11 protein-coding genes are annotated in these 12,062 nt (G+C 42.1%); 8 read left to right on the forward strand and 3 right to left on the reverse strand.

Translation table 11 applies throughout. The features are described from left to right. The first annotated feature begins 3 nt into the window (after nt 1-3). From dppC to M1E86_RS01505, 5 genes are all read left to right on the forward strand, one after another. Nucleotides 4-906 carry a dipeptide ABC transporter permease DppC gene (gene dppC / locus M1E86_RS01485; protein WP_213913560.1) on the forward strand — a complete coding sequence of 301 codons (903 nt, stop codon included), beginning with the start codon at nt 4-6 and terminating at the stop codon, nt 904-906. A 12-nt stretch (nt 907-918) separates the two neighbouring features. Then, nucleotides 919-1,899 carry a dipeptide ABC transporter ATP-binding protein gene (gene dppD, locus M1E86_RS01490; protein WP_102138867.1) on the forward strand — a complete coding sequence of 327 codons (981 nt, stop codon included), beginning with the start codon at nt 919-921 and terminating at the stop codon, nt 1,897-1,899. After that, complete coding sequence (gene dppF, locus M1E86_RS01495) at nt 1,896-2,900, forward strand: dipeptide ABC transporter ATP-binding subunit DppF (RefSeq protein ID WP_213913562.1); 1,005 nt, start codon at nt 1,896-1,898, stop codon at nt 2,898-2,900. The genes dppD and dppF overlap by 4 nt, the downstream gene beginning before the upstream one ends. Nucleotides 2,901-3,094: 194 nt before the next feature. After that, a complete protein-coding gene (locus M1E86_RS01500; RefSeq protein ID WP_125891706.1) occupies nt 3,095-3,793 on the forward strand; it encodes a HAMP domain-containing protein in 699 nt (232 codons plus the stop codon). Between the two features lie 169 nt (nt 3,794-3,962). After that, nucleotides 3,963-5,459, forward strand: coding sequence for a M16 family metallopeptidase (locus tag M1E86_RS01505; RefSeq protein WP_426099230.1), 1,497 nt, complete (start codon nt 3,963-3,965; stop codon nt 5,457-5,459). A gap of 47 nt (nt 5,460-5,506) precedes the next feature. Here M1E86_RS01505 and M1E86_RS01510 read toward each other — a convergent pair whose 3' ends face one another. Next, on the reverse strand, nt 5,507-6,523 hold the full coding sequence (locus M1E86_RS01510; RefSeq protein WP_213913563.1) for a serine hydrolase domain-containing protein: 1,017 nt from the start codon (nt 6,521-6,523) through the stop codon (nt 5,507-5,509). A gap of 210 nt (nt 6,524-6,733) precedes the next feature. Here M1E86_RS01510 and M1E86_RS01515 point away from each other — a divergent pair, with 210 nt between their 5' ends. Beyond that, a complete protein-coding gene (locus M1E86_RS01515) occupies nt 6,734-7,795 on the forward strand; it encodes an NAD(P)H-dependent flavin oxidoreductase (protein WP_213913565.1) in 1,062 nt (353 codons plus the stop codon). A gap of 46 nt (nt 7,796-7,841) precedes the next feature. Here the strand turns inward: M1E86_RS01515 and yhjD are convergent, their stop codons facing one another. Beyond that, nucleotides 7,842-8,834 (reverse strand): inner membrane protein YhjD, encoded by a 993-nt coding sequence (gene yhjD / locus M1E86_RS01520; protein ID WP_213913567.1) that lies wholly within the window; start codon nt 8,832-8,834, stop codon nt 7,842-7,844. Between the two features lie 204 nt (nt 8,835-9,038). Continuing rightward, nucleotides 9,039-9,443, reverse strand: a complete 405-nt coding sequence (locus M1E86_RS01525; protein ID WP_185746888.1) for a DUF1090 domain-containing protein — start codon at nt 9,441-9,443, stop codon at nt 9,039-9,041. Between the two features lie 233 nt (nt 9,444-9,676). On the opposite strand from M1E86_RS01525, the gene M1E86_RS01530 reads away from it, so the two are divergent. Next, a complete protein-coding gene (locus M1E86_RS01530) occupies nt 9,677-10,519 on the forward strand; it encodes a 23S rRNA (adenine(2030)-N(6))-methyltransferase RlmJ (RefSeq protein ID WP_333987754.1) in 843 nt (280 codons plus the stop codon). A 138-nt stretch (nt 10,520-10,657) separates the two neighbouring features. Then, a complete protein-coding gene (gorA, locus tag M1E86_RS01535; RefSeq protein ID WP_213913571.1) occupies nt 10,658-12,010 on the forward strand; it encodes a glutathione-disulfide reductase in 1,353 nt (450 codons plus the stop codon). Nucleotides 12,011-12,062 lie beyond the last annotated feature (52 nt).

Consider the following 12,062-nt stretch of genomic DNA (forward strand, 5'->3'; position numbering starts at 1 on the left):
TAAATGTCTCAATCTACTGAGCCAACTGTTGTCAGCGCCCCGCAGCCGATGACACCATTGCAAGAGTTTTGGCACTATTTTAAGCGTAACAAAGGGGCCGTTGTCGGGATGTTCTATATTATCCTGATGGTGCTGATTGCGATTTTTGCGGGGGTATTGGCGCCTCACGCACCTGATGAGCAATTTCGTGATTTTTTACTTGTTCCACCAGTTTGGGAAGATGGGGGAAGTTGGCAGTTTATTTTAGGGACAGATGATGTTGGGCGTGATTTACTTTCCCGCTTAATGTATGGCGCACGTTTGTCATTGCTAGTAGGCTGCTTAGTCGTTGTTTTATCATTAATTATGGGTGTCACCATTGGGGTGATCGCGGGATATTTTGGTGGTGTTGTTGATGCGTTAATCATGCGTGTAGTTGACATCATGTTGGCATTACCGAGCCTATTATTAGCGTTGGTGCTGGTGGCCATTTTTGGCCCGTCCATTGTTAATGCTTCTATTGCTTTGACGTTTGTTGCTTTGCCACATTACATCAGGCTGACGCGTGCGGCTGTACTGGTGGAAGTCAACCGTGATTATGTCACTGCCTCTCGAGTCGCGGGTGCGGGAGCGGCTCGTCAAATGTTCATCAATATTTTACCTAACTGTTTGGCACCTTTGATTGTACAGGCCTCTTTAGGTTTTTCGAATGCCATTTTAGATATGGCTGCTTTGGGTTTCCTCGGAATGGGCGCACAGCCACCGACTCCTGAATGGGGAACGATGCTGTCTGATGTGTTGCAATTTGCACAAAGCGCATGGTGGGTAGTGACTTTTCCTGGACTAGCAATTTTATTGACGGTGCTTGCGTTCAACCTGATGGGTGATGGGTTACGTGATGCATTTGATCCAAAACTCAAGCAGTGATGAGGTAACCAAATGGCATTGTTAAATGTAGAACAACTTTCGGTACATTTCGGAGACGAAAAAGCACCGTTTCGCGCCGTTGACCGCATCAGCTATAGCGTTGATAAAGGCCAGGTCGTTGGTATTGTTGGTGAGTCGGGTTCAGGTAAATCGGTGAGTTCACTCGCGATTATGGGATTGATCGATTACCCCGGAAAAGTGATGGCAGATTCATTAAAATTTGATGGACGTGATTTGCTGTCGATCCCTGAAAAAGAACGCAGGCAGATTGTTGGTGCCGATGTTGCGATGATTTTCCAAGATCCGATGACCAGTTTAAACCCTTGTTTTACCGTGGGGTATCAGATCATTGAAGCATTGAAAGTGCATCAAGGCGGGAGCAAAAGTACACGCAAACAGCGGGCTATTGACCTGTTAGATATGGTAGGGATCCCTGACCCACAATCACGTTTAGATGTGTATCCTCACCAGTTGTCTGGTGGGATGAGCCAGCGAGTGATGATTGCGATGGCGATAGCATGTCGACCTAAATTATTGATTGCGGATGAACCGACAACAGCGCTAGATGTTACTATTCAAGCCCAAATCATTGAATTGTTGTTGGAATTGCAGCAACAAGAAAATATGGCATTAGTGCTTATCACTCATGACCTCGCTTTAGTAGCAGAAGCGGCACATCACATAATTGTAATGTATGCAGGGCAGGTGGTTGAGTCCGCCAAAGCGAGTGATATTTTTAAACACCCTCGCCATCCTTATACACAAGCGCTACTACGTGCCTTGCCGGAATTTGCGACAAATAAATCACGTTTAGCCTCACTTCCCGGTGTGGTTCCCGGAAAATACGATAGGCCAGTGGGCTGTTTATTGAACCCACGTTGTCCATATGCAACGGAGATATGCCGTCAAGAAGAGCCAATGTTACAAACCGTTGGTGATCGCCAAGTCAAATGCCATATGCCACTGGATGATATGGGGAGGCCAACACTATGAGTGACAAACAATATACTCCATTACTTAAAGCTGTGGATTTGAAAAAATATTATTCCGTCAAAAGAGGGGTTTTTGCTGCCGAGAAAACCTTAAAAGCATTGGATGGAGTCTCTTTTGAACTAGAAAGAGGTAAAACACTGGCAGTGGTTGGGGAGTCCGGTTGTGGTAAATCGACATTGGGTCGTTTATTAACCATGATTGAGCAACCTTCTGAAGGCGAGTTGTATTATCAAGGCCAAGACTTGTTAATAAAAGATAAGTCTGCAGAGAAGCTACGTCGTCAAAAAATCCAAATTGTTTTTCAAAACCCTTATGGCTCGCTGAACCCACGTAAAAAGGTGGGGCAAATTTTGGAAGAGCCGCTATTGATTAATACTTCGCTATCGAAAGAGCAGCGTAAAGAAAAAGTGCTCTCCATGATGGCTAAAGTGGGTTTGAAAACAGAGCACTATAGCCGATACCCTCATATGTTTTCTGGTGGTCAACGTCAACGTATCGCGATAGCACGTGGTTTAATGCTTGACCCTGACATCGTGGTTGCAGATGAACCTGTTTCCGCTCTGGATGTTTCTGTTCGTGCTCAAGTATTAAATCTGATGATGGATCTACAGCAAGACTTAGGTTTATCTTATGTGTTTATTTCACACGATTTATCGGTGGTAGAGCATATTGCTGATGAAGTCATGGTGATGTATTTAGGCCGCTGTGTGGAAAAAGGGACAAAAGAGCAGATTTTTAATAACCCTCTTCATCCTTATACCCAAGCGTTATTATCCGCGACACCAAGGTTGAATCCAGACGCACGGCGCGAACGTATTAAATTAACGGGAGAGTTGCCAAGTCCCTTGAACCCACCACCGGGGTGCGCATTCGCCGCGCGTTGTCGTAGAGCATTTGGTCAGTGTACGCAGCTCCAGCCAACATTGAAGGAATATAACCAACAGTTGGTTGCATGTTTTGCGGTTGATGAAGATGAAAAGCAGATGATTGTTATGAGTTAATGTGTGAAACGGCAGAAAAGGCTAATTTTCTGCCGTTTTTTATTCAAGTATGCCTTTAATCTGTTTTAACATGTTGTTTGTCCTAAATACCCAATCTTTCTTTTTAAGCTACTCTTTTGCAGATAAAATCAAGTATACTGGCTGATGTTCCCGTTTTCTTTAAAAAGCTGCTTGATTAGAAAGGTTGTGGCCAAATGAATACCCGAGTCCAACGCTCACTAACATTAAAAAGTATGGTCGTATTCTTTATGATTACGTTGCTATCACTTGCGCTTTTTTTAGCTATTCAATTCAGTTATTTAGTTGAACAACGTAAGCAAGATTATTTAGACCAACTCAGTAACGCTGTAGTGCAAATTCAAGAACCATTAACAGATTCATTGCTAAGTTCCGATCTTAACGAAGTCAAACGGTTGCTGATAAGTTTAAAAACATCGGGTATTATGGGAAATGCGATTATTACGGTTGATGGCACAACGGTAATGAATCTAAGCTTTGCAACGCCTAAGCCGATACCTAATTGGGTGACTCATTTTGTGGGGATCCCTGTCGAAATGACCGTGCCGCTGTACGCCTATGGTAATGTTGTGTTGCAAGCGAAGCCTCAAGGGTATTTAACATTACAGGTTGACCCTAACCGTGTTTATCGGTTCGCATTAAATACACTTGCTTTGATGACAACCACTTATTTGCTGTTAGTACTCATTATTGCTATTGGAATGACGTGGTGCGTCAGCCGTATGATAGTAAGACCACTGCGAAAAATCGCAATTGAGTTACAGACAAATTCTGAAGTTAATCAAATTACTGTGTCTGAATATCATCATGACGATGAGCTCGGTTTACTTGCAAAAGGGTATAATCGTCAAAGAAAACAGCAAAAATCAGACTAAGCCATGAACATGAACTCAGCTTTATGGTCTAATATCGTTATAGTGGTGACAATGAAAAATGGAATAAAGCCAAACTATATCGTTTAACCCGATAAGTTCGCGTTTTTCGTTAATTTATCTGTCGTTATTCGCGGTTAAATATAAAGATATAAAACACATAGGGGTTTACATGCAGGGCTTGAAAGTTCGGTATATCATTAGTGTTGTATTATTCTCCGTCTCGCATTTAGCGGTGGCTGAGTCTTTACAACCTGATCCAGCATGGCAGCAAGGAAAGCTAGAAAATGGCTTTAGCTGGCAATTATTACAAACACCACAACGTCCAAATGACCGTATCCAGCTCAGATTAGCAATAAAAACAGGCTCATTAACAGAAAAAGCGAGCGAGAAAGGATACAGTTATCTCATTCCTAAAATGGCGTTGTTTCATCAAACAGAAGCGTTTCCAACTGCAACACTACAAGAATTTTGGCGTCAGGCAGCAGACCCTGACATGCCTAATCCACCCGCTGTTGTTTCCTATGACTATACTATTTATAGCTTAAGTTTACCTAATAATCGCCCAGACCTAATTAAGCAAGCGCTCAATTGGCTTGCAACTTCTGTTGCAGGTGCGGAGTATACAGAAACGACGTTACATAATGGTTTAACCGCTCAAAACGTACCCGTAGCAACACTCCCTTTAAATGCCAACGATCCCGTTTGGCGAGCGCGTTTAAAGGGGTCAACTATGATGGGGTATGACCCAGGCCAAAAACCGAATGATGTTGTGGCGCTTGAAAGTGTGAACTCTTTTTATCAAAAATGGTATACACCGGATGTCATGACATTGTATGTCGCGGGCCATGTGGATGCTCGAATGTTATCTGATTCAATTTCACAAAATTTCTCTTCATTAGAAGGTCGGCGCTCTGAACCGGTTTCTGTTGCCGTGTTATCGTCAGTAAAACCGCAATCTATTGATATTTTGCAGGAACAACCTGCACAGGACACGCTTTCATTAATTTGGGATATTGATTGGCTACCCATTAAAGACTCAAATGTCTTACTGCGTTATTGGTCCAGTGACTTAGCGCGTGAAGCGGTTTATCGCTCCTTGCAAAAAGCGTTCAATCAAAAATTTAATCAAGGGGAAGTCGTTCCGGGGTTAGATTGTCGTGTGCAATATCAAAAAGCCAGTTGTACATTAACGGTCACGGCAGCGCCTGAAAAAATGGCGGCGGTGACAGACATTGTCGCGAGTGAGCTTGCATCGATTAACCAAAATGGTATTGCGCCTGAGTTATTTGACGACATGCTCAAAGAGAAACAGGTGCAGTTATCGCAGTTGTTTGCCGCTTATGCGCGCACGAGTACCGACGTTCTGATTAGCCAACGTTTAATTTCTCAACAAAATGGGGTGGTTGATATCGCTCCTGAACAGTATCAGCGGTTAAGGCAATCTTTCTTGGCGTCACAAAGCCTTGAACAGGTGAATATGGAAGCTCGTCGGTTATTATCTCAAGAGGCAGCGTTTGTATTAGCGCAGCCAAAAGATAAACAAATGATGGATGCAGAACAAATTCGCCAGAAATTTACCAAGGTGCTATGGCCTCAAATTGCAGCGCCAGTATCAACAGAAGCCGCATCCGCTTCACCTGTAGAAGAAAAATCTACTGCACAATAAATATGAAAAGATAGAAATACGAAAGATAGCCATTGAATATCCAGTGGCTATTTTTTCATTTCATGTTGTTGGCTTAATATTGATTCAATAACGTGGATCAGCGTCTCTCGTGACTCTCTATCATCAACAAACCCTGCCGCACTGGTTTTTGCTTTTGGTGCATAATAGGCTACCGAGCCCCAAAAACCTAAATGGGAATACAGGGTGATGCCATTGACAACATTCACCATGATGCCCAATCTGTAATTTTCTGCGCCATCATGAGAACCCATACTTAGCATAGTCTCTAGCGTATTTGGTGATGAAAAAATATTTCCCTCAAACAGCGCTTCTAGAAATATCGCCATTTGTTTCGATGACATAACTAAACCACCACCGCCATAGGCATCCATGGAAGCGTGAACATGAGTGCCATCCCATTTACCTAAGTATTGGCGAGCCCGGGGAGCCGCGATTTTAGGGGGCGGCTCTAATGACTCCCAATAGGCGCTTTCAAGGCCAATAGAGTTGAAATGCAAAAGTTCCCTAACGGCTAGGCCAAGGGATTGCCCTGTGATTCGTTCAATAATATCACCGAGCAAAATATACCCAGTATCTGAATAGATAAAGGACTCTGAAGGCGAAAACGTTGGAAGTTGTTTACCCATGTACATCTCGACCTGCTCTGTTCGGCTCCAAACATAATTAGGCTGTTTAAGAACGGCTTTGAGATAGTCACCATCAGCATGGTCTAGCAGGCCACTGCTGTGCTCCAGTAAATGGCGGATGGTGATAGCACGAGTGTTATATTGGGTACTGAGCAGCGCATCATATTGTGGGTCAATATATTCAGATATTGCATCATCAATACTAAGTTTCCCCATTTCAGTAAGACGTAAAATTGCAGCCGCAGTAAATGTCTTTGTGTTACTGGCGATTCGCAGCGGTGTATCAACAGTGAGGGGCGCACCTTCAAGATCTGCTCCTCTGGCGCAGAAGGTTCCCACGCTATTTTGGGGTTGATTATGGTAGTAAAGGACGACACCACAAGTTAAATTTTCGAGTTGTTGAATAGAGGTGGTCATAATAATCTCATTATTAAATGATTAAGATGAGGATACATACCATCTTAATCATATTCATACGAACCAATGTACGTTTAAAATGCGCTGAAATGAGTAATATGGCAGCCATACTAGGGTCAGTGTTTTTTCTTTTTATATAAATTTGGTGCTATGTTTATTCTCAATATAAGAACATAAAATGTACCCAGATATTGATGTAAAGGAAATAGCATGAACAACGTGAATACATTTTTACAACGGTTAGGCTTGCGTTATCCCATTATACAAGCTCCGATGGCAGGCGTTTCCACCCCAGCGCTAGCCGCTGCAGTTTCGGAGGCGGGCGGGCTTGGCTCACTAGGCCTAGGTGCAAATTCAGTGGAACAAGCTCGCCAATTGATTACTCAAACGCAAGCTCTGACAAGTAAAGCATTCAACGTCAATTTATTTTGCCATTTACCTGCGAAGCGTCATCCCACGAATGAACAAGCGTGGATCCAGTATTTGGCGCCTTATTTTGCTCAATTTAATGAGACTCCACCTTCCTATCTCAATGAAATTTATGACACTTTTTTAGATAACTCAGAAATGTTATCTATGTTACTTGAAACAAAACCTGCAGTCGTGAGTTTTCATTTTAATATTCCATCCATCAAGGTAGTCCAGAAATTGAAACAACATGGGATTTATACCATGGCGACCGCAACCAATTTGCATGAAGCACAACAAGTTGAATTGGCTGGGATTGACGCTGTTGTTGCACAAGGTATTGAGGCGGGAGGGCATCGAGGTATGTTTGATTTGCAGGCTTTAGATGAAGAACTGACCACTTATGAATTAGTGACGTTAATATCTCAACATATTGATTTACCAGTGATTGCGGCTGGTGGCATGATGGATGGGCAAGGTATTAATATGGCTTTAGATTGCGGTGCTGCTGCCGCTCAATTAGGCACTGCATTTTTGCTTTGTCCTGAATCTGCCGCGAACGCAGGCTATCGAGCTAAGATTAAGCAACAAACTGGGGATCACACGCAACTAACGTCTGCAATTTCAGGGCGTCCAGCGAGAGGGATTATTAATCAATTTATTCGAGCAGGTAACGGCTATGAGACAAGTCAATTACCTGATTATCCATTGGTTTATGATATTGGTAAGCAGCTTAATGCAGCAGCAATCAAATCAGGTAGCGATGAATTTTCGGCATATTGGGCGGGGCAGAGTGTGGCGAAAGCTCGCGAGATGCCAGCGTCTTTATTGGTTAGAACGTTAGCAGAAGAAATGAAACGCTAGTTTTAAGCGTGGTGGGGCGGGTTGTATCACCGCCCTCAATAAGTTGCTATTTAACCATTTCGTTATCCAATGAACCTTTTGGCTCATCAGTGGCTATCCAAGCTGCACAAAATAAAGTTAAACGCGCAAAGAAATAGAAGAATGCCATTAGCCCAAGCACTGAACCAAATGCGGCACCGGAAGGTGAGGATGCAAGGTTAGGTAGAATCCAGGTCATAATGGATTTGATGATTTCAAACCCAATAGCCGCCAGTAATGTACCTTTAAAGAGTGACCTACGGCGATGTTGCATACGCGGTAGGATCCAAAAAATCCACAGAAATAATAGGAAGTTAGCCGTAATTGATATCGTTAAACCAATGAGTGTCCAAGCCGGTTTCAGCCATTCTATACCGCCTAGCCCAAGTGTACTGACAATCGTTGCTTGTGCAGAGCCAGCAACAGAGGTCAGCGTAATTGTCACAATTAAGGCAATAAGTAGGCCAATTAAAGCAAAGAAGTCGCGAATATAGCGGAAGATAATATTTTCATGTTCATCTTCATTACGTTCCCATACAGGGCGAGATTGCGCCAAAATAGCTAAACGTAAGTTATTAACCCAATTAACCCCTGAGTAGACTGCTAAAGCTAACCCTGTCAGCCCAACGGTTGTACGTTGACGGATGGCGGTATCTATTGTTCTTTCTAATGTATTTGCGAGTGTCGGATCAGTAATATTTGCAGAAATTCCACGAACTAATTTTTCAAGTAATTCAGGATTACTAGCTAATACAAAACCGGCAGCAGCGAATGAAAACATTAAAACGGGGATTAAAGAGAGAAAGGAGAAATAAGTGATCGCAGCTCCAAACTGGTTCCCCATTCGGTCGTTAAAGCGTTGCACGGTACGAATGATATGCGCAATAAAAGGAATTGCACAAATAAAGTTCACAACGCGCATTGAGAAGGTCACTGCTTTTTTACTGCCATCAATACTTCTATTCAGTGTTGCTTTCAGTTTATTGGTATCTTTTTGTTCTTCTTCCTGCGTATTCGACATTTAATCCCCTTTTCCCGCAACTAAAAATTGTCTGACTTTTCGACCTATTTAATGCCTATAAATGAATAATATGCATAATACTATAGCTTAAATTGGCTAGTAACTTCATCCCAATGACTATTTTAAGAGATAAATAGCCATTGGAACGTTTGTATAAAGTCAAAGCAACTAGCTAATTAATCAGAGGAAAAGGGACATTAGAAATTAAAGCGCATCTTTATAAACTTGCAGTTCAGCTTGAGCTTCTTTTAACTCGGCTTGTGCTTCCGCGAGTTTTCTTTCACGCTTTTTAATTTTGCTTCTGTCATCACCTTTTAATTTTTCTTCCTGCAACTCAGCTTCGCGCTCTTGTACTTTTTCTGTTTTTTCAGCCACCTCTTTTTGGCTATCTCGGTATAAAGATTCTGGAGTGCAATAACGATTCACATTATCGAGTGCTTCTTCTAAGCCTTTAACTCGATGTTGATTTCCATGTTGTTTAGCGTAATTAATTTGCTCTTCAATGCGTTGTTTTTTTATTTCGCAGCCATTTTGTGTTTTTGCTGCCATTACTGATGCGCTCGTAAAAAAAGAAATACAAATACTAGTTGTAAGGAGTAGTTTATTCATTATTTACCTCTGTTTATTTTAAAATTTGTGTTTAGGATAGCGTTTTATTTCTTTTCAGTCATGTGAATTTTAACACAGCTATGGTTATGACATTTGTAGTCAATTTTAGCTATAATGACGCGGATGAATAAATCCGGTCTATTTTTTGTTCAAAAGGGCTATCTTTAAAGAATCTATTTAATAATAGTCATCTTAGTGGCTAATATTGAATTTCCTCAGGAAATAAACGTTACATGTTAAGTTATCGTCACAGCTTTCACGCAGGCAACCATGCTGATGTGTTAAAACACACAGTACAGAGCTTGATCATTGAATCTCTGAAAGAGAAAGAAAAACCGTTTCTGTATATAGATACGCACTCAGGTGCTGGCCGTTATCAATTAACGGGGGAACATGCAGAAAAAACAGGTGAATATCTTGAAGGGATCGCGCGTATTTGGGAGCAGCCAGATTTACCTGAGGAATTATTGCCGTACATGAATATTGTGCGCCAATTGAATGATAATGGGCGCTTACGCTATTACCCAGGTTCACCATTATTAGCAAAATATTTATTACGTGAACACGATAAACTGGTATTAACTGAATTACATTCGAGCGATTATCCATTATTGCGCACCGAATTTTCACGGGATAACCGCGCGCAAGTTTTCAAGGAAGATGGATATCAACAGCTGAAATCGAAATTACCCCCACAGAGTCGACGTGGTTTTGCGCTGATGGATCCTCCTTATGAGATGAAGACGGATTATGAAGCAGTAGTGAAAGGGGTGGTAGAAGGCTATAAACGCTTTGCAACAGGAACTTATGCAATTTGGTATCCTGTTGTATTACGTCAACAAATTAAGCGCATGGTCAATCAATTAGAAGCAACGGGCATTCGTAAAATACTACAAATTGAATTGGCGGTACGCCCTGATAGCGACCAACGTGGAATGACAGCGTCTGGTATGATAGTGATTAACCCACCTTGGAAACTTGAGCAGCAAATGAAGAATGTGCTGCCGTGGTTACATAAAACACTCGTCCCAGAAGGTACAGGACATACGTTAGTTGACTGGATTGTGCCAGAGTAAACGGTATTTATGATAGGTAACGTCGATTAAATCAATAGGCTTTACCTATCTAAAAGCGCTATTTATATCATGACAATCAATAGCATGATGCGAGAAAATGCATTCATAAATCATTCAATCAATGGGAATAACCAAATTATGAGCAAACATTACGACTATATCGCAATTGGTGGCGGAAGCGGTGGTATTGCGTCGATGAACCGTGCAGCAATGTATGGGCAAAAATGTGCCTTAATTGAGGCGAAAGCATTAGGTGGAACTTGTGTTAACGTGGGCTGCGTGCCGAAAAAGGTGATGTGGCATGCGGCACAAATTTCTGAAGCTATTCGCAATTATGGCCCTGATTATGGTTTTGATGCGACAATTAATCGTTTTGATTGGAAAACATTGATTGATAGCCGTACTGCTTACATTGACCGTATTCACCAATCTTATGACCGTGTCTTAGGCAATAACAAAGTCGATGTTATCAATGGTTTTGCACGTTTTATTGACGCACATACTGTTGAGGTAAATGGTGAAACCTACACGGCAGACCATATTTTGATTGCAACTGGCGGGCGTCCAGTGATCCCTGCTATCCCAGGTGCAGAATATGGCATGACTTCTGATGGCTTCTTTGAACTTGAAGCCTTACCAAAACGTGTTGCGGTTGTGGGAGCTGGTTATATTGCCGTTGAACTCGCTGGTGTATTAAATGGCTTAGGTGCAGATGCGCATTTATTCGTGCGTAAACACGCCCCGTTACGCTCATTTGACCCACTTATTGTTGAAACATTAGTGGAAGTCATGAATACGGAAGGGCCAAAACTGCACACAGAATCAATTCCAAAAGAAGTCGTGAAAAATTCAGATGGTTCACTGACATTGAAATTGGAAAATGGCCAAGAACAAACGGTAGACGCATTAATTTGGGCAATTGGCCGTGAACCAATGACTGATAACCTGAATATTGAAGCCACAGGTGTCGCACTGAATGAAAAAGGCTATATCAAGGTTGATAAATACCAGAACACCAATGTACCGGGTGTCTACGCGGTGGGTGATAACACTGGCGCGGTTGAATTAACCCCAGTTGCGGTTGCGGCTGGCCGTCGTTTATCTGAGCGTTTATTTAATAATAAACCGGATGAGCACTTAGATTACAGTAATATTCCAACGGTGGTGTTCTCACACCCACCAATTGGCACTGTTGGTTTAACTGAACCAGAAGCGATTGAAAAATATGGTGCTGATAAAGTTAAATGCTATAAGTCATCTTTCACAGCCATGTACACCGCGGTTACTTCGCATCGTCAGCCTTGCCGCATGAAGCTAGTTTGTGTTGGCGACGATGAAAAAATCGTTGGTATTCATGGTATTGGCTTCGGTATGGATGAAATGTTACAAGGCTTCGCGGTTGCATTAAAAATGGGCGCAACCAAAAAAGATTTTGATAATACTGTTGCTATTCACCCAACCGCAGCGGAAGAATTTGTGACCATGCGTTAGTATAGAAAAACTAACGAGATAAGTTTGTTTTTCTGGAAAGTAAACTAATACT

Source organism: Providencia sp. PROV200, assembly GCF_049901995.1.
Taxonomy (GTDB): domain Bacteria; phylum Pseudomonadota; class Gammaproteobacteria; order Enterobacterales; family Enterobacteriaceae; genus Providencia; species Providencia rettgeri_E.

What these genes read in the sequence shown, in the direction of transcription:
- dppC (WP_213913560.1), top strand. Translation starts at nt 4, where the DNA reads ATGTCTCAATCTACTGAGCCAACTGTTGTCAGCGCCCCGCAGCCGATG.
- dppD (WP_102138867.1), top strand. Translation starts at nt 919, where the DNA reads ATGGCATTGTTAAATGTAGAACAACTTTCGGTACATTTCGGAGACGAA.
- dppF (WP_213913562.1), top strand. Translation starts at nt 1,896, where the DNA reads ATGAGTGACAAACAATATACTCCATTACTTAAAGCTGTGGATTTGAAA.
- M1E86_RS01500 (WP_125891706.1), top strand. Translation starts at nt 3,095, where the DNA reads ATGAATACCCGAGTCCAACGCTCACTAACATTAAAAAGTATGGTCGTA.
- M1E86_RS01505 (WP_426099230.1), top strand. Translation starts at nt 3,963, where the DNA reads ATGCAGGGCTTGAAAGTTCGGTATATCATTAGTGTTGTATTATTCTCC.
- M1E86_RS01510 (WP_213913563.1), bottom strand. Translation starts at nt 6,523, where the DNA reads ATGACCACCTCTATTCAACAACTCGAAAATTTAACTTGTGGTGTCGTC.
- M1E86_RS01515 (WP_213913565.1), top strand. Translation starts at nt 6,734, where the DNA reads ATGAACAACGTGAATACATTTTTACAACGGTTAGGCTTGCGTTATCCC.
- yhjD (WP_213913567.1), bottom strand. Translation starts at nt 8,834, where the DNA reads ATGTCGAATACGCAGGAAGAAGAACAAAAAGATACCAATAAACTGAAA.
- M1E86_RS01525 (WP_185746888.1), bottom strand. Translation starts at nt 9,443, where the DNA reads ATGAATAAACTACTCCTTACAACTAGTATTTGTATTTCTTTTTTTACG.
- M1E86_RS01530 (WP_333987754.1), top strand. Translation starts at nt 9,677, where the DNA reads ATGTTAAGTTATCGTCACAGCTTTCACGCAGGCAACCATGCTGATGTG.
- gorA (WP_213913571.1), top strand. Translation starts at nt 10,658, where the DNA reads ATGAGCAAACATTACGACTATATCGCAATTGGTGGCGGAAGCGGTGGT.